Origin of the sequence: Bradyrhizobium sp. SYSU BS000235, from assembly GCF_049747295.1 — a bacterium.
Lineage (GTDB): Bacteria > Pseudomonadota > Alphaproteobacteria > Rhizobiales > Xanthobacteraceae > Afipia.
The window spans coordinates 4,539,368-4,561,220 of the sequence record NZ_JBMHJM010000001.1 but is presented as its reverse complement, the minus strand read 5'-3'; the positions used below and the strand labels follow the sequence as shown (position 1 = coordinate 4,561,220).

20 protein-coding genes are annotated in these 21,853 nt (G+C 59.9%); 9 read left to right on the top strand and 11 right to left on the bottom strand.

Annotated elements, in window-relative coordinates; genetic code table 11:
• Window positions 1-360: 360 nt before the first annotated feature.
• The 3 genes from ACP0KA_RS21315 to ACP0KA_RS21305 are packed head-to-tail and all read right to left on the bottom strand — an operon-like array spanning window position 361 to window position 4,328.
• Window positions 361-2,583 (bottom strand): molybdopterin cofactor-binding domain-containing protein, encoded by a 2,223-nt coding sequence (locus ACP0KA_RS21315; RefSeq protein ID WP_424630712.1) that lies wholly within the window; start codon window positions 2,581-2,583, stop codon window positions 361-363.
• Window positions 2,584-2,592: 9 nt separating this feature from the next.
• On the bottom strand, window positions 2,593-3,048 hold the full coding sequence (locus tag ACP0KA_RS21310) for a (2Fe-2S)-binding protein (protein ID WP_424630711.1): 456 nt from the start codon (window positions 3,046-3,048) through the stop codon (window positions 2,593-2,595).
• Complete coding sequence (locus ACP0KA_RS21305) at window positions 3,045-4,328, bottom strand: c-type cytochrome (protein ID WP_424630710.1); 1,284 nt, start codon at window positions 4,326-4,328, stop codon at window positions 3,045-3,047. Before ACP0KA_RS21305 ends, ACP0KA_RS21310 begins: the two co-directional genes overlap by 4 nt.
• 286 nt (window positions 4,329-4,614) lie before the next feature.
• Between ACP0KA_RS21305 and ACP0KA_RS21300 the strand changes: the two genes are divergently transcribed.
• Together ACP0KA_RS21300 and ACP0KA_RS21295 are read left to right on the top strand one after the other, a co-directional pair.
• Window positions 4,615-4,971, top strand: coding sequence for a VOC family protein (locus ACP0KA_RS21300; protein WP_424630709.1), 357 nt, complete (start codon window positions 4,615-4,617; stop codon window positions 4,969-4,971).
• Window positions 4,972-5,177: 206 nt separating this feature from the next.
• Window positions 5,178-5,348: a hypothetical protein gene (locus ACP0KA_RS21295; protein ID WP_424630708.1), complete on the top strand. Its 171-nt coding sequence runs from the start codon at window positions 5,178-5,180 to the stop codon at window positions 5,346-5,348.
• On the opposite strand, the gene ACP0KA_RS21290 is transcribed toward ACP0KA_RS21295, so the two are convergent.
• A complete protein-coding gene (locus ACP0KA_RS21290; protein ID WP_424630707.1) occupies window positions 5,345-6,316 on the bottom strand; it encodes an ATP-dependent 6-phosphofructokinase in 972 nt (323 codons plus the stop codon). The genes ACP0KA_RS21295 and ACP0KA_RS21290 overlap by 4 nt on opposite strands.
• A gap of 176 nt (window positions 6,317-6,492) precedes the next feature.
• Between ACP0KA_RS21290 and ACP0KA_RS21285 the strand changes: the two genes are divergently transcribed.
• The 4 genes from ACP0KA_RS21285 (at window position 6,493) to ACP0KA_RS21270 (ending at window position 11,277) form a co-directional block, all read left to right on the top strand.
• Entirely contained in the window at window positions 6,493-7,182 is a 690-nt protein-coding gene (locus tag ACP0KA_RS21285) for an MBL fold metallo-hydrolase (protein ID WP_424630706.1), read from the top strand.
• Window positions 7,183-7,313: 131 nt separating this feature from the next.
• The gene (locus ACP0KA_RS21280; protein ID WP_424630705.1) at window positions 7,314-7,712 is read left to right on the top strand and encodes a VOC family protein; all 399 of its coding nucleotides are present in this window, start codon (window positions 7,314-7,316) and stop codon (window positions 7,710-7,712) included.
• 57 nt (window positions 7,713-7,769) lie between these two features.
• Entirely contained in the window at window positions 7,770-8,663 is an 894-nt protein-coding gene (locus ACP0KA_RS21275) for a DUF6282 family protein (protein WP_424630704.1), read from the top strand.
• Window positions 8,664-8,856: 193 nt separating this feature from the next.
• Entirely contained in the window at window positions 8,857-11,277 is a 2,421-nt protein-coding gene (locus tag ACP0KA_RS21270) for a PAS domain S-box protein (RefSeq protein ID WP_424630703.1), read from the top strand.
• A 42-nt stretch (window positions 11,278-11,319) separates the two neighbouring features.
• Here the strand turns inward: ACP0KA_RS21270 and ACP0KA_RS21265 are convergent, their stop codons facing one another.
• The 3 genes from ACP0KA_RS21265 to ACP0KA_RS21255 form a co-directional block, all read right to left on the bottom strand.
• Window positions 11,320-12,195, bottom strand: coding sequence for a hypothetical protein (locus ACP0KA_RS21265; RefSeq protein WP_424630702.1), 876 nt, complete (start codon window positions 12,193-12,195; stop codon window positions 11,320-11,322).
• The gene (locus ACP0KA_RS21260) at window positions 12,195-12,365 is read right to left on the bottom strand and encodes a hypothetical protein (protein WP_424630701.1); all 171 of its coding nucleotides are present in this window, start codon (window positions 12,363-12,365) and stop codon (window positions 12,195-12,197) included. The genes ACP0KA_RS21265 and ACP0KA_RS21260 overlap by 1 nt, the downstream gene beginning before the upstream one ends.
• A gap of 63 nt (window positions 12,366-12,428) precedes the next feature.
• On the bottom strand, window positions 12,429-14,945 hold the full coding sequence (locus ACP0KA_RS21255; protein ID WP_424630700.1) for a PAS domain-containing protein: 2,517 nt from the start codon (window positions 14,943-14,945) through the stop codon (window positions 12,429-12,431).
• Window positions 14,946-15,296: 351 nt separating this feature from the next.
• Between ACP0KA_RS21255 and ACP0KA_RS21250 the strand changes: the two genes are divergently transcribed.
• Entirely contained in the window at window positions 15,297-15,503 is a 207-nt protein-coding gene (locus tag ACP0KA_RS21250; RefSeq protein ID WP_424630699.1) for a hypothetical protein, read from the top strand.
• Window positions 15,504-15,829: 326 nt separating this feature from the next.
• Here ACP0KA_RS21250 and ACP0KA_RS21245 read toward each other — a convergent pair whose 3' ends face one another.
• A complete protein-coding gene (locus ACP0KA_RS21245) occupies window positions 15,830-16,072 on the bottom strand; it encodes a hypothetical protein (RefSeq protein ID WP_424630698.1) in 243 nt (80 codons plus the stop codon).
• A 24-nt stretch (window positions 16,073-16,096) separates the two neighbouring features.
• Window positions 16,097-16,294, bottom strand: coding sequence for a hypothetical protein (locus ACP0KA_RS21240; protein WP_424630697.1), 198 nt, complete (start codon window positions 16,292-16,294; stop codon window positions 16,097-16,099).
• A 595-nt stretch (window positions 16,295-16,889) separates the two neighbouring features.
• On the opposite strand from ACP0KA_RS21240, the gene ACP0KA_RS21235 reads away from it, so the two are divergent.
• Both ACP0KA_RS21235 and ACP0KA_RS21230 read left to right on the top strand, forming a co-directional pair.
• Window positions 16,890-17,243: a hypothetical protein gene (locus ACP0KA_RS21235; RefSeq protein WP_424630696.1), complete on the top strand. Its 354-nt coding sequence runs from the start codon at window positions 16,890-16,892 to the stop codon at window positions 17,241-17,243.
• Between the two features lie 75 nt (window positions 17,244-17,318).
• Window positions 17,319-18,101: a hypothetical protein gene (locus ACP0KA_RS21230; protein ID WP_424630695.1), complete on the top strand. Its 783-nt coding sequence runs from the start codon at window positions 17,319-17,321 to the stop codon at window positions 18,099-18,101.
• Here the strand turns inward: ACP0KA_RS21230 and ACP0KA_RS21225 are convergent.
• Both ACP0KA_RS21225 and ACP0KA_RS21220 read right to left on the bottom strand, forming a co-directional pair.
• The gene (locus ACP0KA_RS21225; protein ID WP_424630694.1) at window positions 18,032-20,584 is read right to left on the bottom strand and encodes a two-component system VirA-like sensor kinase; all 2,553 of its coding nucleotides are present in this window, start codon (window positions 20,582-20,584) and stop codon (window positions 18,032-18,034) included. The genes ACP0KA_RS21230 and ACP0KA_RS21225 overlap by 70 nt on opposite strands.
• Window positions 20,581-21,651 (bottom strand): cytochrome-c peroxidase, encoded by a 1,071-nt coding sequence (locus tag ACP0KA_RS21220; RefSeq protein ID WP_424630693.1) that lies wholly within the window; start codon window positions 21,649-21,651, stop codon window positions 20,581-20,583. Before ACP0KA_RS21220 ends, ACP0KA_RS21225 begins: the two co-directional genes overlap by 4 nt.
• Window positions 21,652-21,853: the final 202 nt, after the last annotated feature.

The window sequence follows — 21,853 nt, the reverse complement described above, 5'->3', positions numbered from 1 at the left end:
ATCAACAGTCATTGCCACGTGCACCGAGAACTTTTCGAGGCACGTCAGAAACGGAGTTAAGAACAGTGTCTCAATTTCCCCGCCGTGAGCGCATCACGGACAACCGCTTTGCACCCGTCTGATCTGGATATGCCTGACGAGCGAGCGGGCTTCCGTTCGCTTTCTGACTCTCGCTCAATTATTTTTGAGAACGTTTGCTTTCAGAACGCGCGAGAACATTGATCGATCGATTAGTGACCAGTCGGTCCGAAGTGACCGCTCGCTAGCGCCCTGAATCCAGAGTTCGCCTCATCATGCGATGCGCTCCATCGCGAAAAGAACTCGTTAAAAAAGAATGGAGCGCATGCCTGAACCGCCCCACTACACCGAGCGCAGCGCAGCTTTCACCTTCTCGCGCTTGAACGGCACCGAGCGCAGCCGCGCGCCGGTGGCATCGAAGATGGCATTGGAGACTGCGGCAGGAATAACTGCAGCGGTTGGCTCTCCTGCGCCCCAAGGCTTTTCTGTGGGACGATCGATCAGTTCGATCTCGATCTCCGGCAATTCTGGGAAGCGCAGGATCGGATAGCTTGCCCAGTCAAGCGAGGTGACATTGCTGCGGTCAAAGGTGACTTCTTCCTTCAGTGTGCGACTGACCGTTTGAATGACATTGCCTTCGATCTGCGCCTTGACGCCGTTCGGATTGATCACTTGCCCGCAATCATGCACCACATAAACGTTGGTGACACGAACATCGCCTGAGGTGCGATTCACGACAACCTCAGCCACTGCGCCGACATAGGTGCGCGTGAGTTCGTATTTGACGTAGCTGACGCCGCGCCCGATGACGATGTTACTGGAAGCATCCTTGCGTGGCGAAGGGCGCTTATCCCACGTCGATAGCTTGGCGAGACGATCCAAAATATCCAGCCCGCGCTCGTCTGCCGGATCGGTGTAACGCACGCGTAACTCCAGTGGGTCGACTTTCAGTGCCGCCGCGATTTCGTCCAGGAAGCATTCATTGGCAAACGTATTTTGCATGCGCCCCGGCGTCCTGATCCAGGAGGGCCGGAACGGTGTCGTCTCCAGACGATGGCAGACCGTCCTGATGTTCGGAATTTTATAGCCGATGGCGGAGTCGCCGATGATGCCACCCGGCGAGAGCATGCCGTCCACCGGCTTGTCGCTCAAGGTTGCGGCCACGAGATCGACTGTACCGGCCGCGCCTTGCGGAATGAAGAACTCAGAATCCCATACGACGATGTTGCCCTTGTCATCGAGCTTGGCGCGCAGGTCGATCAGCGTCGGCGGCCCCTTGGGGTCCCATCCGTGTTCGTCGGCCCGTGACCATTGCACGCGCACCGGCTTGCCAACGGCCTTGGCCAGCATGGCAGCGTCCGCCGCTGCATCTTCATGGCCGTTGCGGCCATAGCAGCCCGCACCATCCACATAAATGCAGCGTACGTCGTCGAGCGACATACCGAACATCTTGGCGAGCTGCTTGCGCAAATTGTGCGTCGCCTGCGAGGCTGACCATGACGTCAGTTTTCCGTCCTTGAATTCCGAGATGGCACAGGACGGTCCAATCGAACCGTGGGTGTGGATGGTGAAGTCATAGGTGGCTTTGAGGGTACGTCCCTCGCCTGCCATCGCGGTGGTGACATCTCCGATGTTGCTGGTGACGTCGTCCTTGACGATCTTTGTGCCACGCACATGCTCCCACAGCTTCTTCTCGTCGGGTAGCGTCTGCGATTTCGACCACGTCGCTTTGAGCTCGCGCGCCGCACGCACCGCCGACCACTCGTTGTCAGTGACGATGCCGAGAAAGTTGCCCTCGCGAACAACCTTCACGATCCCGGGAATGTCCTTGATCGAAGCTTCGTCCACGCTCTCCAGCGTAGCACCGATGGCCGGCGGACGAACCACGCTTCCATGCAGCATGCCGGGCACGCGGAAATCGTGCATGTAGGTGAAGCGCCCGGTCAGCTTGTCCGGAACGTCGATGCGCGCGATCGGCTTGCCGACGATCTTGTAGTCGGCAGGCGCCTTCATCGGCGCATCCTTGTTGACCTTCAACTCGAAGGTTTTGCCGCCGATCAGCTCGGCATAGGTGACGCCGGCGCCATTGGATTTGGCGTTGATCTTCCCCTCATTGACCGACAATTCGCTTTTGTCGAGGTTGAGGCGCTGCGCTGCCTGCTCGAGCAGCGCATTGCGTGCCGTTGCCGCCGCCTGCCGGATCTGCACGCCACCGGTCTGGATCGATTGGCTGCCGTAGGTCGCGCCTTGATCGGGCGTCAGTGCGGTGTCGCCCTCCACCACCGTGACACTCGCAAGCGGCACATCCAGCTCTTCGGCAACGATCTGCGAAAGCGCCGTGCGCACGCCGGTGCCCAGATCCACCTTTCCCGCATAGAGCGTCACCGCGCCTTTGGCATCGATCGCCAGGAACGACTCGACCTGATCAAGGGTGACGGGCTTTGCAACGGCTGCCGCATCCTGCGCCAGAGCGGACTCGATGCGCGGGGAGATCGAGAAAGCCACGACCAGCGCGCCGCCTGCCTTGAGCAGATCACGCCGCGATGTATGGAACGGAGCGTTCATGATGACCTCCTATGCCGCGGCGGCGCGCTTGATGGCGCGCATGATGGCGGCGTGGGTGCCGCAGCGGCAAAGGTTGGTCCGCATGTGATGACGAATCTCATCATCGGTTGGATGCGGCTTCTCCTTCAACAGCACCTGCGCCCGCATCACCATGCCGGAGATGCAGTAGCCGCATTGCGCGGCCTGTTCGTCGATGAAAGCCTGCTGCAGCTTGTTCGGCTTGCCGTTTTCCAGCAGCCCCTCCAGCGTGGTGACTTCCCGGTTACCCACCGCCGCAATCGGCAGCACGCAGGAAAACGTGGCGTTGCCGTCCACATGCACCATGCAAGCGCCGCACTGGCCGAGCCCGCAGCCGAATTTCGGCCCGTGCAGCCCGAGATCGTTGCGCAGGACATATAGCAGCGGAGTCGACGGATCGGCCTCCACCTGTTGCGACTTGCCATTGACCTTCAGCGACATCGTCATGGCTGGGCTCCTTGCTGTCTTGCTTTCGCGATCATCGCCCTGACATCCGTCCATGGCGGTTGGCCGCTGTAGCGGGTGCGGACGTATTGCGCGAGCGCGGCAATCTGATCGTCGGTCAACATGCCGTCGAATGCGGGCATGTAAGGCCCGCCGTCGGCGCGGTACGACTGGATTCCGTTGAGGATCACCTGCACCGTGTTCGTCGCCTCGGGCTGATGGATCGCCGTGCTCAGCGACAGCGGCAGGGCTTTCGAAGGCCCCACGGTGTTGCGGTCGTTGTGGCATTTCGCGCAGGCGCCGTTGTAGATCGCAACGATCTCCGGGCGTGCGTTGGCGGCATTACCCGCATCGACCAAAGCCGGCGAGGCCTTCGGGGTTTCGTTGCCTGCGCCCGAGAGGCTTGCGATGTACACCGCCATGGCATGAACGTCTTCCTTGGACGCCTGACCGAGATTCTTGGTCACGTCGGCCATGGGACCCGCGGCGGCACCATGAAGCTGATGCCAGCCGGAGGAAAGATATTCCGCAAGTTGATCCACCGTCCAATGATGTCCGGCGACGAGCGACGCATTGAGCGGCGGAGCATTCCAGCCTTCCGCAACGCCGCCGGTATAAGCGCTGTCCTTCTTCTCGCCGCCGAGCGCATTGCGCGGCGTGTGGCAGGAGCCGCAGTGGCCGAGTCCTTCCACGAGATAGCGCCCGCGATTCCAGTCGGCGCTCTTGCTGGCATCGGGCGCGAGATTGCCGCGGCTCAGAAACAACAGCTTCCAGCCCGCGACCAGCGGGCGATAGTTGAACGGGAAATTCAGTTCGTTGGCGGGAATGGTGCTGCGCACCGGCGTCAGGCTCATGAAGTACGCGTAGAGGGCGTGGATGTCGTCCTTCGTCGCATGCGTGAAGTGGTCATAAGGAAAGGCCGGATAGAGCTGGCGGCCTTCGCGATCGACGCCCTCATGCATGGCCCGGCCGAAGGCCTCTTCCGACCATGTGCCGATGCCAGTGTCCGGATCGGGCGTCAGATTGCTGGCATAGATCGTGCCAAACGGGGTCGGAATGCTGCGCCCCCCGGCATAGGCCGCACCACCCTCCTTGGTATGACAATCGCTGCAATTGCCGATCAGAGCCAGTTCGGCGCCGCGATTGATCGCTTTACGATCAAAAGCAGGCTTTGCGTTCGCAGAGATCGGCGAAATGGCGGGGCGCCAGACCCATGCAAGGCCGGCAAGGACGACAACGACGCACACAGTCACCACTGTGTACACAACACGACGGAAGCTCATTCCGTACTGCTCCGAGGCATATCCAGGGAAGTACTACGTCGCTACCTTACGCCGTTCGCGCTGTGGCCGGAAGCATTGTTCGCGAATGGATCCAATTCCCGCACTGCAGAATAACGCATAACAAAACACACCGAGGAGCAGCCGCACCTCGACGTGTCATCGATATCGGCCTTAATGCTGTCAGCGAAAAATGGTTCACCCGACAGGCATGCAAGATGCGCACGAAAAGATGATTTGCCAAACGGTCGATGGTCCGGTCAGCGCTTTTGCGAGAAAGGCTCCCGTCATGATCGAAGGTCTCAGCGCCGTTACCCTCGCCACGCACGACATGCAAAGGGCCGTGACTTTCTACAAGACACTCGGCTTCGAGGTCGTGCACGGCGGCGAGACATCGCCGTTCACCAGCTTCCGTGCCGGCGCCGGTTTTCTCAACATTACTGCCGAAGCGCCCGAGAAGCATTGGTCGTGGTGGGGCCGCGCGATTTTCTATGTCCGGGATGTCGACAGGATGTATGAGCGTGCCATCGCTGCCGGCTACCGGCCAGCCACCGCGCCGCGTGACGCGGAATGGGGTGAGCGCTTCTTCCACCTCGATGATCCCGACGGCCACGAACTCAGCTTCGCGCGTCCATTACAGTTGTAATAACCCGCAAGCAGACATAGCGCGGCGGCATGTCACGGGACTCTCGCCTATTGCACGGGAACGCATCGGTTCATCCGACGTTCGGATACCCAGTGACGCCAGTGTCCCGGATCCAAAGTTCGCTGCAAGGGCTCGCAGCAGAAATGGAGCGAACGTCTGAACGACCACACTGAACTGACAGTATCGCGTAAATTTCCAGGCCGGCCATGTTGTCTCCGGACGAAAATAAAGACGTGAAGCATGACGATTGGGCGATGAGCAAGGGCGTCGCTCTTGGCGTGCTGTCCGGTCTTGTCATTTCGGCCTTGCTGATCTGCATCGCGTACTATTTCGACTGGAGCAACATGCGCACGCTAGTTCACCTCGTGCTGGATTAGCGCGCCAGCATGCGTGCGAGCTCGACGAACTCGGTGTCAATCGGCTTGGTGAGCCCAGCAATCTCTCCAAGCGGCGTGCGGGTCACCAGTCCTTTCTGCTGACCGATCAGCACGCCGTAGTCTCTGTCGTTCAGCGCAGTGACGGCATTGACGCCGAGCCGCGTCGCGAGAATGCGGTCGAAGGCGGTGGGCGGCGCGCCGCGCACCACATGCCCCAGCGTCGTGGCCCGCAGTTCGAAGCCGACCATGCGCCGGTCATGCTCGAAGAAGCTCAGGATCTTCTCGCAGTTGTCCTTGACCCCTTCGGCGATGACAACGATGGCGTGGGTCTTGCCGCGCTCGTAAGCCGCGCGCAGCCGCTCCGCGATCTCGGCGGGGGACACCTCAGCCTCGGGCGTCGAGATCACTTCCGCGCCACCCGCAAGCCCCGACATCATGGCGAGGTAGCCGCAATTCCTCCCCATGGTCTCCACCAGAAACGCGCGGTTATGCGACGAGCCGGTGGTGCGCAAATGATCGATGGCTTCCAGCGTGACGTTGATCGCGGTGTCGCAGCCGATGGTGATGTCCGTACCGAACAGGTCGTTGTCGATGGTGGACGCCACGCCGACCACCGGAAAGCCCATCTGGCTCAGCCTATGCGAGCCGGTCTGCGAGCCGTTGCCGCCGATCACGACCAGGCCATCGATGCCGCGCCCGGACAAATTGCGCAGCGCCTTGGAGCGCCCCCCCTCCTCGCGAAACTCGGCGGAGCGCGCGCTGCCGAGAAATGTGCCACCGATGTGCATGATGCCGCCGACTTCGCGGGCACTGAGCTGGATCATCTGATCCTCGATCAGGCCCTGCCACCCCTGGCGCACGCCGTAGACAACCATATTCTGGTCGAGCGCGCTTCGCGTGATGGCCCGGATGGCGGCATTCATGCCCGGCGCATCCCCGCCGCTGGTGATGATCGCAATGCTTTTCATGTGTGATGACTATACCGGCCCCACATTCGGCTTGTGAACCCTCGCCGCCTTCAGACCTCTTTTGCGTCAAACCGCTTTTGCGCAATACCATGAAATCTGTACAGTCTTGCGAAGGACGCAAACCCGCGTCACGCTGTCAACGGCCTCGCGGCAATCAGGTTCCCGGAGAAAAACACGTGCCCGATGTGACTTACGAAATCCTGGTCAAGGGAAACAACCTCCGTCTCCAGACCGGATACCTCGCCATGACCAATCTCACGCTGATCCAGAGCAACGATGGGCCCATGCTGGTGGATGTCGGACACACCGTGAACCGTCAGGGTCTTGTGGCTGAGCTGGACAAACGCGGCCTGACACCTTCCGACATCCCGCGCGTGTTTCTCTCCCACCTGCACATCGACCACGTGCTGAATATCGATCTGTTTCCTTACACCACGGAGATCTTCGTCAGCCGGGCCGAATATGAATATGCCGCAAACCCGCATCCGGACGATCCATGGATTCCGTGGATGGTCCGCGAGCAACTCGCCAAATACAAACTTCATCTGCTCGATGGCCCTGGCGAATTCCAGAGCGAGATCCGCTATATCCCCGCGCCTGGTCACACGCCGGGCTGCTACGCACTGGTGCTGAAGACCAAGGACGGCAATGTCGTCGTCGCGCAGGACGCGATCAAGTTTCCGAAGGAAGCACTGAACCGCAGAGCCGATCACGCCTTCGACACGCAAGAGCGCGCGGCGGAGACCATTCGCCACCTCCTCACCCTCGGCGATCGCATCATTCCTGGCCACTACATGGAAATGTACAAGCAAGACGGCACCTTTACATGGGATGGTACTATGGAGCTGCCGATCATCATGCGCTAACGAGATCACGAGGCATCGGCACGCAAGACAGATCTGACAGATGTTCGGCTTGCGCTGCTATCGTTGAATGGAGTTTTTCGGCACACGCTTTCTCGGGATCAAATATAGCGCTCATAATCAGGCAGGATGTGATGGCCAATTCGGTTCGCCCCTTTTTGATGTTTCAAGGCAATGTCGGCTCTGCCGCGCTCGAGTTCTATCAGTCGGTCTTTCCGGATGCGAAGCTCGACTCCGTCGAGCGTTACGGCGAAGGAGACGGCCCTCCACCGGGCTCGCTCAAAATGGCGCGTCTCACCATCGCAGGTCAGACCATCCTGTTGCACGACACTCACATCGCGCACGGATTCAACTTCACCCCCTCCATTTCGCTGTTCGTTGAGTCCGGTTCAGAAGAAGAGTTGAGACGGCTCGCAACAACGCTTGCAGAAGGCGGCGCCGAGCTGATGCCTATCGCCAACTACGGCTTCAGCACACTCTTTGCGTGGGTGGCGGACCGGTTCGGCGTGTCCTGGCAGATCAATTTGCCCTAGCCCTACGGGCAAGGCTCCCCAACCGAGGTCTCGACGCAGCGATTGAGGTTTCCCACCATGCTCAAGCTCGACGGCTATTTCGACCTGCACATGCATTCCGCGCCTGCTCCTTTCGTGCGGATCGGAGACTCCATCGATATCGCGCAATGGTGTGCCGACGCCGGCATGGCGGGAATCGTCATCAAGAGCCATTTTGAGAGCACGGTGTCCAAGGTCCACCACGCGCGCCGCGCTCTGGCGGAAACGAATCCCGACTTCAGGATCTATTCAAGCATCGCGCTCAACCGCGGCGTTGGCGGTGTCAATCCGGGCGCGGTCGAACTTGCCCTGCAACAGGGCGCCAAGGTGGTTTGGCTACCGACCCTTGATGCGGCTGCTCATGCCGAAGCTTATGGCTCCGGCGGCACCTATGGTTTCAAGGCCATGACCCTCACCTCGCGCCGCAATCGCCCGTCGCCGCTCCTGTCGGTGCTTGATGCGGACGGAAAACTGACACCTGAGGCGAAGGACGTGGTCGACCTCGTGCATGATTACGGCGCGATCCTCGGCACCGGGCACGTCTCACGGCGTGAGATATTCGCGGTGGCGGACTATGCCTGCGGTATTGGGCTGAAGCGCGTCGTCATCACCCATCCGGAACTTGCAACGCCCAATCTTGATATCCCGACCATGGTGGAGCTCGCTAACATGGGCGCGACCATGGAATTCTGCGCGGTGAACCTGCTCCCGAAATTTCATTGTCTCTCACTCGATGGATTGATGGAAGCCATCGACGCGGTCACGCCTGCCCGCGCGATCCTGTCCAGTGACGGCGGCCAGCCGTTCAACCCACCGCCGCACGAGGCGCTGCGCATTGTCATTCAGAGCATGTACGATTCCGGCATGCCGCTGCAGACCCTGCAGACCATTTGTCGCGACAACCAGCTGACCCTGCTCGATTTGGTCGCCTGATGCCCAAAGGCAGCCAAACAGATGGAACTTTCGCACGGCCCCGGGAATTGATGCGGGTTCCATTCTTCCGGTTAAGTCCGTTCCCACAATTTTACGAACATAAGCCGGCGCTTTGCCGTCGAATAAATTGAATTCCTTATAAAAGGCGGTGCACACTTCTTCATCGCAAGTCAGAAGCCGCCGCAGTGCCGAAATGACCTTAGTGCCGAACGACCTTTCAGCCCCTTCCGCTCCCCAGTCCAACCGAGAAATTCTCCTCAAGCGGCGCGAGACTGAGCTGGCGCTTGTGCAGCGGATCGCAGGCGTCGGCGGCGTCGAGGTCGATCTCACCGACGGCTACCGCAATCGGCGCTCTCCCGAATATCTCATGATCCACGGCCTGCCGCCGGATGCAGCGAACGAATCCCACCAAGACTGGGTCAATCGCGTCCATCCTGAAGATCGCGCGGGAGCCCTCTCGCATTTTGAGAACGCGCTGGCAGGCACGTCCGAAGATTTCGCGCAGGAATACCGGATCATCCGCCCCAGCGACGGCGAAACGCGCTGGATCAGCGTGATCGCGAAAATCGAACGCGATGCCGACGGCCGCGCCACCCGGCTGATCGGCGCCCACACCGACGTGACCGAACGCAAGCTAGCCGAACGAGCGCTTCGAGAAAGCGAAGAGCGCTTTCGCCTCATCGCCGACAGCGCGCCGGTGCCGATCTGGGTGACGAAGCTCGATCGCACCCGCTCCTTCGCCAATCGCGCCTATCTCGATTTCCTTGGCCTACCTTATGAGGAGGCACTGGTATTCGACTGGCGCAAGGTGCTGCATCCCGACGACCTGCCGAGAATCTTGAAGGAACAGATCGCGGGTGAATCCTCGCTTGAGCCTTTCGTGCTGGAAGCACGCTACCGCAGTGCGGGCGGCGACTGGCGCTGGCTGCGATCCGAGTCGCAACCGCGATGGGATGCCAGTGGCCAGCACGCGGGCTATATCGGTGTTGCGCATGACATTACCGCGGCCAAGGAAGCCGAGATCCACCTGCGTACGATCAACAATACGCTCGAACAGCGCATCAGCGAGCGCACATCGGAAATCGAATCGCGCGAAGCACAGATGCGCGCGATCTTCGAGACCAGCCATCAGTACAAGGCATTGCTCAACCTCGACGGCGAGGTGCTTTATGCCAACACTACCGCCCTCTCCGGCTTAGGGGCTACGATCGACGATGTCCTCGGTCGGCTTCTCTGGGAGACGCCATGGTTCACCGAGACGTCGGGCGCGCCGGAGACGATCAGCACCGCGTTTCAGAACGCGATTACCGGTAGCAATGTCCGTGCAGAGATGGAAACACAGCTCCCCATCGGCAAACGCACGTTCGATCTCACGCTGCGTCCGGTGGTCGACAAATACGGAGCGGTGACTGCCGCAATTGCCGAGGCTGTCGATATCACCGAGAGACGGCGCAGCGAAGAAGCACTGCGCCAGTCGCAGAAGATGGAGGCGATCGGCCAACTCACCGGTGGCGTCGCGCACGACTTCAATAATCTCCTCACGATCATTCGATCCGCCACCGACTTTCTGCGGCGGCGCGATCTGCCAGACGAGCGGCGCAATCGTTACGTCGATGCCATTTCCGAAACGGTGGATCGGGCTTCCAAGCTGACCAAGCAACTGCTGGCCTTTGCCCGGCGGCAGGCGCTCAAGCCCGAGTCGTTCAATGTGAACGCCACTGTCAATTCCATCGTTCAGCTGCTCCGCCCCCTGGTCGGAAAGTCCGTGCGGGTCGACGTCACCAATTCCGATCAATCGCTGTTCGCCTTCGCCGACGTCGCTCAATTCGAGACCGCGATCATCAACCTCGCGGTGAACGCGCGCGACGCAATGAAAGGCGATGGCCGCCTGACCATCACGGTTGGCATCGCCACTCAGATTCCGCCGAGCCGCGATCGCGGGATGCGCACCGGTGACTTCATCACCGTCTCGGTCACCGATACCGGTGTCGGCATTCCTGCGGATCATCTCGATACCATCTTCGAGCCATTCTTCACCACCAAGGAAGTCGGCCGCGGCACGGGGCTGGGTCTCAGTCAAGCGCTAGGCTTCGCGCAACAATCCGGCGGCGAAGTCATGGTCGACAGCGTCATCGGTGCCGGCTCCACCTTCACGATCTACCTGCCTGAAAGTCCTGTGGTGAGCGATGACACATTGAACAGCGCGGCGATCAGGCCCGTCTCCGGCAAGGGACATCGCGTGCTGATTGTGGAAGACAACGAAGGCATCGGCGGCTTCACCCGCGAGATGCTTCAGGACCTCGGCTACAAGGTCGAGTGGGTCACCACCGCGCAGCAGGCGCTGACCATGATTTCGGAAGACGAGTTCGCATTCGACGTAGTGTTTTCCGATATCGTGATGCCAGGCATGAATGGGATCGAGTTCGGCACGTTCGTGCGCGAGAATTTTCCGGGCCTGCCCATCGTACTCACCAGCGGCTTCAGCAACGTGCTGTCAGAAAATGCCCATCACGGCTTCGATCTGGTGCACAAACCGTATTCCGTCGACGGCCTCTCCCGCGTGCTGCGTAAAGCCATCGCCACCGCGCGACATGGTCACGCGATGGCGACGTGACGGCGTCGTGGAACGGGGCGCGTTACACCTGCAAGCGTCCACTTACGGCATTCCGCGCTTTCTCGCCGTCATTCCCGAATTCATCCAGTCCGGCAGCGGCTCACCGTCGCGGTGACGGCCTCCGATACCCGCCGCAGCCCAGGCAACTGCCGCTCCGATCAACAGCGCGGTCGCGACAGAGAACGCCACGATGACCCCGCTGCGTCGCGATCGCGCGATGGCTGTTTTTGCGTTGACGATCGCGGTATCGGCGCGTCGTTCTGCATCCGGACCGGCCAGACCAGTGGTATTTGTCACGAGCTGGATCAGATACGCCCGATCCTCCGCCGTCATTCCAACGTGGCTCGATGTTGTCAGAAGGATGCGACCGGCCTCCGCTCGTGCTTCCGTCATATCCACATTGGCCGGGCGACGTGCCGGCCTGAACATCCGGTCGAGGTCAAGGCTCAGCAGTGTCTCGGCTGCGCTCGTCCTTGACAGCGTCACAGGAGCCGCATTTGAACGAGGCAACACCGCGCTGCCTACCAGTGCAGCAAGTGCTGTTCCCAACACAACCGCAAGCGCCCAGGCCGCTAACCCGTGCAAGCCATCACGGCGCTCCGTGACGTCCGGATCGAGCGTTGAGACGACGCCGGTGCGGACCCGGCCTGCGATATAGCCGCCGACACCGAAACTGATCACTGCCTGGATGATGAGGTAAAGCCCTGATAACAGCGCCAGTGACGCCGACGTATCTCGCCACGTCGGCGCGGCGGATGAGACGCCGAGGCCAACGCTGATGGCAAAGGCCAACATGATCGACGAAAGCGCCGTGGCCACCAGCGCACCGATAACGACCGGCGTCCAGCTTACATATGATGACGGTGCGTCGATCTCATCCGACGCAACGATCACGTCCACGTCCGCGGGGATCGTCATCAGCGCAGCCCCAGGAATGACAGGATCGCCATGATGACGACGATCAGACCAATGAGATAGATAATGCCGTTCATGGAACTTCCTCCCGAATTCTGCTGCACACTCGATGCGTTAATCGCGGGATGGTTGTCATGTTCCCGAACGTTCGCTGGAATTGTGGCAGCGAACACCCTTGGATGCACCGCGATGCGGGATCCTCATGCAGCGATCGGCGATAAAGCTCTTCCGCGCTGCTAGGGCCCAGGCAAGCGGCTCTCAGCTTGTGTCGCAGGCGCGACAAGTTTCCTCTTGATGATGTTCTCGACGTGGCCCGCGAGCTTGTCGGCCGCAAACGGCTTGGTGATGATCGCCATCCCCGGTTCGAGGTAGCCGTTACCAACGGCTGCGTTGAAGGCGTAACCGGTCATAAACAGCACTTTCAAATCCGGCCGCAGCACGCGCCCGGCGTCGGCGAGTTGCCGTCCGTTGAGCCCGCCTGGAAGGCCCACATCCGTCAGAAGCAAATCGATATCGTGGATGTTTGACTCAAGAAGTTGAAGCCCGCTCGCGCCATTGGCGGCTTCAAGCGTACGATAACCCACCTCCTGCAGCACATCGATCACGAAGGCGCGCACCGCAGCTTCATCCTCCACCACCAGTACGATTTCCTCGCCGTGTGATCGGCCATCAGATCGCTCAACATCCGCGTAAACCTCGAGCTGGTGGACTTCCTCATTGCGTGGAAGAAAGATCCGGACAGTGGTCCCCTGTCCTTCCTTGCTCTCGATTTCGGCGAAGCCGTTCGACTGCTGCGCGAAACCGTAAATCATCGACAGACCAAGTCCCGTTCCCTGCCCGATCGGCTTGGTCGTGAAGAACGGATCGAAGGCCTTGGACGCGATCTCCTGGGACATGCCGTGGCCCGTATCAATGACGGAGATGACGACATAATCGCCGTAAGCCGCGCCGTGATAGTGTTTGACGTGATGGCGATCGATCCACGCATGTCCGGTTTCGATCACGAGCTGACCGCCATTCGGCATGGCGTCACGCGAATTGATCGCCAGGTTGAGAATGGCGCTTTCCAGCTGATTTGGATCGCATTTGGTCGGCCACAGATCCGAACGGGTGACGATCTTGAGATCGATCGCTTCGCCGATGGACCTGCGAATAAGATCTTCCATGCCATGCACGAGCTCATTGGCATCGATGGATTTTGGATCGAGGGATTGCCGTCGTGAAAACGCCAGCAGTCGCTGTGTCAGCGCGGCAGCACGATTGGCGGAGGCTGTCGCGACAGACACGAGGCGTCGCAAATCGGAACCGCCCTCGCGCGGGAGCCTCCGCTGCATCAAATCCAGCGACCCAATGATGCCGGTGAGCAGATTGTTGAAGTCATGCGCAATGCCGCCGGTCAACTGACCGACCGCTTCCATCTTTTGCGCCTGACGAAGCGCGTCTTCCGCCGCCATCAGCGCGGCTTCGTTGGCTTTCTGTTCAGTGATGTCCCGGCCGTAACCAAAGACCAGCCCCTCTTCCATCGCCGTGTGCCAGGAAATCCAGCGAAAACTGCCGTCCGCGGTCCGCAGACGATTTTCGAATCCGGTGAGATCGGTCTCGGTGGCAGCCTGCTGCAATCCATCCGCGGTGGATAGGATATCGTCCGGGAGAACGAACTCTCGGAACGAATGACCAATCACGTCTTCGAGGGGATGGCCCAGAATACGCGTCCACGCCGGACTGACGGAACGATAGATCCCGTCGGCCCCAACCACCACCATGAGGTCGCGGGCGTGGCTCCATATCCGGTCAGCGCGCCGCCGCTCCGATTGCAGAGCGCCGACATTGGCCATGGCGCCGCTGACCTGTCCCGCGACAAGGCGCGCAATGTCCATCACATTCGGGTCATGACGACGATGGGGATTGAGCCCAAGAATGAGCGTGCCGAATGCATCGTGGCCGTGTGCCCCAGGGACAGGCACCATGATTGCCTCGACAGGCGGCCGCCGCCATTCACCGACTGGATAGGCTGGTCCTTCGCGCAGTTGAATGACCCGTCCATTTTTGAGGACTTGGCGATCCTGCAACGGCCAGGGTTCATTCAGGAGCGACCCGGCATCCGCCGTACAGGCGTGACCTTCATTGCCGAGATAGAGCAGTGCAAATGGAAAGTCCCGCCGGTTGGCGCCAAGGACAGAACACACCGCCTGGCGCACCGCATGTTGATCTGAAGCGCCCACCAATTCCGAACCAAGATGCCGCAGCATGTCGATCCTGCGCTCGCTGATGATACGCTCGGTCTCCTCGCTGACGACGCACAGCATGCCCTCGACCGACGGCCCTTGTCCGTAAAGCGGGCTGTAAGAGAAGCTGTGATAGGTTTCTTCGGGATACCCGCTGCGCTCGAGCAGCAGCAGCAGCGCCTTATTCCAGGTCGCTTCGCCGGCGCGCACACGCTCTACTTGGCCTGCGACCTCGGCATAGACTTCGGCCCAGACTTCGCGGAACGGTTTGCCCAGCATAGACGGATGCTTGAGCCCCAGCGTCGGAATGTACGCGTCATTATAAAAAAAGAGCAGGTCCGGCCCCCACCCGAGCCACATCTCGAAGCGGGATGTCAGCAGCATCCGAAGCGGAATCTTGAGTCCGTCCGGCCATTGCCGCGGATCGCCCAGCTTGATCTGGTTCCAATCCCACTGACGCATCAGACGCGCCATGATGCTGTCGCCCGGGAAGATTTCAGTCAGATCATCCGTCGCGACCACGCTCATAATAACCCGATGCCGGTGTAAGGGCTGGAAGGCTGGGCATTTGCCGAGTGACTGGTCCCCCGACGACACACCATTAGATGAAACAACGACATTGCGCCTCTGGTTCCACCGGTGAAACTAAATAACTGCCCGGCAGCGGATCGGCTCTCCGCCCCGCTTCGGAGGCAGAACCATCCAAAGTTGATCTTCGCGACCTCTCTTTGTCTCCCTCCGACAAAATGTCCCAAAATGTAATGTGAGTTCTGCGACATGGTCAGCGTATAATGAGCTCGTTGCGAGATCGGTCTGAGCGAGTCCGTGGCGACAGTCAGGTTGACGATCCCGCCCGCCTAAGAGGGACGGAGCGGACCCATGTCAAAGATCCAAGATGCATATCAAATTCAGCTTTGTCGCGAAGCCGAGCAGTTGCGTGCCGAGGCCGAACGCCTGCCTCATGGACGGGCTCGCGATGCCATGCTGCAGCGTTTGACGCGGCTCGAACTCACCGCGAAAATTCAAGGCTGGTTAACTTCCGCGGAGCTGGAAGGTCAACAGGGAATGACACGTCCTCACCTGTAGTGGCTTTTGCATAGAAGCTTGGCGATAGCGTCGACGTCTGGCCAGCTCTGAAGGCAACTCACAATAAGAGGGCTTGCCGCCTGTCCCTCGGATCGCGCGGCAAGGGTCGGCCGGTCGAGAGTCGCAATCCAAATGCGATTCTGACCGGCCACCGGACCCGTCTAATAGACATCATCAAACCGGCACGCGACGTCGCAGCGAGCTGATGCTGCGCGTCATCCACATACCTCGATCAAACCATTTGAGACTTGGCAGGCCAATGCGCCTCTTGTGTTCCTCGGCGCTGCGGTCACCTGGATCGGAATATCGATCGCGGCATGGGTGATTTACAAACGATCGCCGTGGCGGCGTCTGTCCTGAACGAACCGCCGGTAGTCATTGATCGCGTGGTTTGACAACAAGATTCGGTGATCTTCGCCGGAGCGCAACCGTCGCTCAATGGCATCAGAGAGATAGCGCGCCGCGAGTGCGGGCTCATCGATCTCCCCAAGTCTCTCCAAATAGTCCCATGCTATTTGCAGCGAATCCTCAAACAGCATGGCCATCCGTTCTGAGCCGTAGCCAAGCAATGTGCGTCTCTTTCGTGGAAGCGGTTAGTGCGAACCGAGTGCTGTTTCGCGACCCGGCACGCTCACGTGAACCTCGTGTCCTTGCCGGACGGCAAGAGACGCCGCTGACATCGCCGATTCAAATGCAGCCTCCTTGGTCTCGAAATCACCTTCCGCCTCACCATCGTGCAAGATCACCCAAGTGCCGTGATGCTCTACGATGGCATAGCTCGCCAATCCCATATCTCGCCTCCCTTGCGATGTTCAGCTGGCGATGTGTTCATGTGGAGAACGGTATAAAGATCGCAACGTTCCGAAGCAGATGCAGAGACTTAGATAATGGGCCGGCCACCTGTGACAGCAACGGTTGCACCGGACACGTAACTCGGTAGAGGATCCGCCAACATCACATATGTCTTGCGAGAGGCGCTGCCGTACCGGCCCAATCTATAGGATCGCATTCCTGACATCCCATTCCAAAAGCGGCAGCTCTCGGGCTGCGCGTGGAACTTTTCCTCGACTTTTGTTCCAGTTGGGGCATCATCGCGCATTATGCGCCCATACATCGTTACTTTTTTAGTTTTCACTGACACTTATTTTTATAGGCACTTACATTGAGTACAGCAGCGCAACGGAACGAAGTCCGAAAACTTCAGGCGACTTGGCTTAACAACATTGGAACAGGCGTTATGTCGGTTGGTGCTTTCGCGCCATCGGCGGCGTTATTGCTCAATGTTCCGTCCAACTCCGATACGGTGTACCTTGTTATCGGCACGTCTTTGGTCGCCGGAGCATTGGCACACGCGGCTGGACGCTTAAGCCTCAACGGATACGAATGATGACGCTTCAAACGATCGCAATTTTCAGTCCGTTGGCCATCGTTGTGATCGCAATTGCCGTTGTTGTCATTGGCAACCTGCAACTGAAACGACAGAAGCAGGCTGAGCAAACTCAGATCGCTGAGATGGAAAAGATTAGAAGGCAAAGCGAAGATCACAACCAAGGTCAGCCCGAAAACCAAGGCAAGCCCGGTGAGCAACAGGGTCGTTGGGTTATGGGCGAACCGCCACCCATTGGCGTCGTACGTCTTCCGCAAATTGAACAAAGCATAGACGCGCTTCAAGAAGACCTTAATCGATTAAGGCAAACCCTGATCGACGTTACGAGCGCCGAATCAAAACCCTCCACCTGAACGGATCGCCGGCATTCTCTGGCCTGAAGCTTCCGACGAATTCATGGCTGACCCCGGCCCTGTAACAGCGCTGTCATGATTTGCCGCCACACATCGGGGGAATTCATTCCCCTTTCCCTGATCATGGCCATTATCGAGATTCAATCCGGCGATGAAGGCCTGCAGTCGCACGCGCAGCGTGTTGCGATTGCGGGCCCGATCGATGAACTGAAATATCCTGCGCTCTGCCCCCATTGCGGCGCGGCCGCTGCCGAGCAGCTACCGATCGAGAAGGTGTTTCGTTACACCCACACCGACGATACGCCATCCGGTGTCAGGATCACGCGTGCTACTCCCCTGTTTTGCGGCGCCTGCGCATTACGGCACCGCGCCGAACAGCAACCGCCCACCCTCGGCGAACAGATGAAAAGCCTGTTTGTCACTGAACAGGCGCTCGCGGCTTACAGCATGCTGGCGACCGGCCTTTTGCTCGGCTCGCAATTGTTAAAACATACGCAAGCCTTATCGACCAAAGTGGGGGTGGCACTGCTCGGGGTCTCTGCGCTGTTTCTGCTCGGCGCCTATGCCTGCTTCCGCAACAGCTGGAGCACGAACCGGTATCGCCGCATCCCGCCGCAAACCAGCATCACGCGGAGCTTCGACTTCGGTGACGACGATTCATCACCCTTTGCGACAGTCAAGCGCACCTATGCGCTACGCAGTCCCACCTATGCCGACGCCTTCGCGCGAATGAATGCAGATCTCGACGCCAAGTGGCTCGGACCGGAGCGGCAGAGGCGCGAGGCGCTTCATTTCTGGATCGCTGCGGTGATCTGCGGTTTGGCAGTGGTCATCAGTTGGCTCCTGCAGGCGCGGTGATCACGGCTGAGCCACACCAATTCGCTCGGCGACGGAGGCAGGCAACGCGACAGGGCATTGGCCAGCTCCGTAGATGTCAGCGGATAACGCACCAGCTCCGCGACGCCGGAGGACGCAAGCTGTGATGCATCGAGATCGCGTGTCGATGCAGTTGCCAAGATAATCGGCAGCTGCGGCGCGGCACTATGCACGACTGCCGCCCCTTTGAGAGCAGCGTTGCCTGCCTCATGAAACACCAGCGCCGCATCGAAATGCATCTTGCCCGACCGGCAGGCCTCTTCAGCATCCTGGCATGTCGTGAAGCCGATGGGTTCGAAACCCAGCGCCGCCACGATTTCCTCGTGACGCAACAGGCGCTCCGGATCCAGATCAAGCACCAGCACGGTCTTGCCAAAATCAGCATCGGATACTGCGTGCTGTGCGGACGGCGCGATCACATGCGGCGCGCCGGTGGAGGGGAGCCACAGCGTAAAGCGCGTTCCCACCCCGAGGGCGCTTTGCACTTCGACGGCGCCACGATGGTCCTCAACGATCTCCCGTACCGTCGCAAGGCCGAGGCCGTTGCCGTCGGAACGTGTCGTGAAGAATGGCTCGAAGATCCGCTCCATAGTGGCCTGATCCATGCCCTTTCCCGGATCGGAAATCTCAACCGTGGTGAAGCGGCCCGGCGGCAGCCACTTGCGCGCGATCTGACGTGCCTGCGTCAGCTCTTCGGCCGCGATACGGATGCCGATGGTGCCCGGAGCCGTCATCGCTTGGGCCGCATTGTTGCAAAGATTGAGAATGACCTGCTGCAGCTGCGCTGCCTCTCCCGACAGCACCGCTGTATCGGACAGATCCGTGACGGAGAGAGAAATATGCCGCGGCAGCGAGGCCCTGAGAAGCGATGCCGCCTCACAGACAACGGCCTTGACAGACACCGTCTGTCGCTTGCCCTCGCCGCGGCGGCCGAAACGCAGGATCTGCTCGACCAGTTCGCGCGCCCGCTCGCTGGCGCGATGGATCTCCATCAGGCTCTTGCCCGGGTCCTTACCCAACGCGACGCGCGTCTCCGCAATTTCCGTGTAACCGTGGATCGCAGCCACGATATTATTGAAGTTGTGAGCAATGCCGCTGGCAAAAGTGCCGATCGTCTCCATCCGCTCAGCGCGCTGCAGGCTTGCCTCCAGCTTCTCTTTCTCCTGTTCGAGCAGCGCCCGGTCTACGGCGTTGGCGATCGCATCGAACGCCATGCGAAACAATGCACGATCATCCCGGCAGCCGAGCGACCGGGCATTCAGACCATCGAAGCCCAGGATCGCGTCCGCCCGCTTGCCGACACTGCGGACGCAGAGCCAGCTCTGAAGGCCGCACGCCGCCAGGACGTCTCTCTCCGGCGCGTGCGTCGGCGTGAAGCCCGAGGTACGGATGATGCCGTCCTTGCCCGCATCGATCCGAAAAGCATGGTCCAGCATCGGCGCCGACCAGTTTTTCGGGAATTCCGCACCCTTGCGCGTCCATTGATAAGCATGTGCGGGCTCCGCCAGCACGAAGTAAGCACGATCCGCGTCGATGAATTCCGCGAGCCTGCGCAATGCGCGCTCGACGGACGCGGTCAATTCATGATGCTGCGAGCTGATGAAGCCCATGGAGATATCGGTGATCGTACGCTCGAAAGCGGCTTGCCGCTCCAACGCCACCGCGCGCTTGCGCAGCTGCAGTCCAAGGATCACCAGGAAGACCACCAGCAGCAGCGACGTTGCATAGAGCCATACGCGATATGTCCGCGCAGACGCCCTCGCCGCAAGCTGACGTTTCACGATCAGGGCCCGCACGACATCCTGTTGGCGGTTATCCGCCTCGCTGACCAGCGCCCTCAGCAACGTGTTGATGTCCGGCAGGAGCTTTCGCAACATTCCGCCATGGGCCAGAATGGCGACGATGGCATCGTGGTCACCCGCCGGCCACTGGATGGTGGACAATTCGTTGAGGCGATCCTGCACGTCATCCATCGCCGTTGGCGACGTATCGATCGTGAGCAGCAGCATCGCACCCGCAAGCCGCGTCGCAGCACCGGCCACAGGCTTGTTGTCGGAGGCTACCAAACGCGCGGTCAGCAGGCCGAAATAGGCAACTGAGTTCTGCAGCAGCGCATTCTTGGTCTTGAACTGCTCGATCAAGCCGAACTCCCGCTCCGCGCGCGCCTCAAGCTTTTGGATAGGCCTGATCTCGGGGGCGTTCGGACCTGCCGCCGTACGCAGCCTTTGAAGTGCGTCCTCAACTGCACCGCTCATGCGCACCAGCGCATCGTAGTTGCGCGACAGACCCGCCCGAGCCGTCAGCACTTCACGGTGGAGCCCACGCTCGAAGCGCAAGAAATCATCCAGCGCGCGCATCTCCTGGTCATAACGGGCGGAATTCAGATTCAACCCGCTCATCAGCAGCCAGGTCAGAGCACCCAGCAATACAAGGACAACGCCGCTTGTATAATAGCTCGCCTTCATGGCGCGGCCCGAACGGGAGCACCTTGATACTCCCCCGTCAACGTATTCAAAAAAGCAACGATCGCACTGATATCCGCGTCAGGAAGAGCCGTATTCAGCTGACTGCGCGCCATCCGACGTACCGCCTCATCGAGTGTCGGCGCGCTGCCGTTGTGAAAATACGGCGGCGTGACCGCAACATTACGCAGGCTTGGTACGCGGAAGACGTCCGGTGGGCTCGACGGCGGTGCAGTGAACACACCACGCTGCTCGAACAGGTTTCCGCCGACATTCATGCCCTGGTGACAGGAAACGCAGCCGAGCGACTTGAAGAGACGATAGCCTTTCAACTCGTGCTCCGAGAGCGCCGTCGCATCGCCCTTCAGCCAGCGATCGAACTTGCTGTTAGGCGTTACCAGTGTGCGTTCATAACTGACGATAGCATCCACAATATTATCCGCGTCCGGACCCGTTGCGTAAGCTTCAATGAATGCTCGGCGCATGCTCGGATCTGCGCGCAATTTTTCCGCCGCATCGCCCAGCGTGATGCTCATAATATGCGAAGACGCCAGCGAAGCTAACGCATCGGCCTGCAATGTCGGGAATTTTCCCCTCCAACTGAAGCGAAAATTCAACGCGGCGTTGAATACGGTCGGAGTATTGAACTGCAGCAACGATCCATCGAGACCCAAATCACGACTTTGCTTGGTGGCGCCATTGGTCTGCACGTCATGGCAGGCCGCACAGCTATGGCTGTTGCCGCGTGAGAGCCTCGGATCGTTGAACAGCTGCTTGCCCAGCGACACCTTCAACGGATCTATCGCCGGCGGATCGGGAATGGGCGTAATCGGTTCACTGGCGGCCGTACTTGCCTCCGGCATCGGCGTAACGGATTGCGCCGGGCAAAGCGAAAAAGAACAGAGGGATCCTACGATTGAAAGCAGACCAACGATCACCACCACAGCTACGCTGCGCACGCCAAAACGCGCAGGCGTCCACGATGGGACGTTTTCATCGCTATCGATAGGATTTGGGGTCACCCTGCCGCTCATTCTGGTGGTGGTGAGGATATAGGCGCCAGCCCGCAATGGCTCTAGACTTCCATACCGCATGGCAGGGATACTAATGACGGCGCACGAGTACGGTCGCCCACGCTCCCGCGCATACTGCCAACATCAGACAATGATGCCCCCCGTTACAGCATCGTCACTTAAAGGCGCGCCAATGTTACGGCTGTAACGGTCACCGTCACGTTTTCGCCATTGCTTTAGCTGATTTTCTCAATGTCAC

Coding starts and splice junctions, on each gene's coding strand:
- ACP0KA_RS21315 (WP_424630712.1), bottom strand. CDS start 2,583: ATGAACGCTCCGTTCCATACATCGCGGCGTGATCTGCTCAAGGCAGGC.
- ACP0KA_RS21310 (WP_424630711.1), bottom strand. CDS start 3,048: ATGACGATGTCGCTGAAGGTCAATGGCAAGTCGCAACAGGTGGAGGCC.
- ACP0KA_RS21305 (WP_424630710.1), bottom strand. CDS start 4,328: ATGAGCTTCCGTCGTGTTGTGTACACAGTGGTGACTGTGTGCGTCGTT.
- ACP0KA_RS21300 (WP_424630709.1), top strand. CDS start 4,615: ATGATCGAAGGTCTCAGCGCCGTTACCCTCGCCACGCACGACATGCAA.
- ACP0KA_RS21295 (WP_424630708.1), top strand. CDS start 5,178: ATGTTGTCTCCGGACGAAAATAAAGACGTGAAGCATGACGATTGGGCG.
- ACP0KA_RS21290 (WP_424630707.1), bottom strand. CDS start 6,316: ATGAAAAGCATTGCGATCATCACCAGCGGCGGGGATGCGCCGGGCATG.
- ACP0KA_RS21280 (WP_424630705.1), top strand. CDS start 7,314: ATGGCCAATTCGGTTCGCCCCTTTTTGATGTTTCAAGGCAATGTCGGC.
- ACP0KA_RS21275 (WP_424630704.1), top strand. CDS start 7,770: ATGCTCAAGCTCGACGGCTATTTCGACCTGCACATGCATTCCGCGCCT.
- ACP0KA_RS21270 (WP_424630703.1), top strand. CDS start 8,857: ATGACCTTAGTGCCGAACGACCTTTCAGCCCCTTCCGCTCCCCAGTCC.
- ACP0KA_RS21265 (WP_424630702.1), bottom strand. CDS start 12,195: ATGACGATCCCCGCGGACGTGGACGTGATCGTTGCGTCGGATGAGATC.
- ACP0KA_RS21255 (WP_424630700.1), bottom strand. CDS start 14,945: ATGAGCGTGGTCGCGACGGATGATCTGACTGAAATCTTCCCGGGCGAC.
- ACP0KA_RS21250 (WP_424630699.1), top strand. CDS start 15,297: ATGTCAAAGATCCAAGATGCATATCAAATTCAGCTTTGTCGCGAAGCC.
- ACP0KA_RS21240 (WP_424630697.1), bottom strand. CDS start 16,294: ATGGGATTGGCGAGCTATGCCATCGTAGAGCATCACGGCACTTGGGTG.
- ACP0KA_RS21235 (WP_424630696.1), top strand. CDS start 16,890: ATGACGCTTCAAACGATCGCAATTTTCAGTCCGTTGGCCATCGTTGTG.
- ACP0KA_RS21230 (WP_424630695.1), top strand. CDS start 17,319: ATGATTTGCCGCCACACATCGGGGGAATTCATTCCCCTTTCCCTGATC.
- ACP0KA_RS21225 (WP_424630694.1), bottom strand. CDS start 20,584: ATGAAGGCGAGCTATTATACAAGCGGCGTTGTCCTTGTATTGCTGGGT.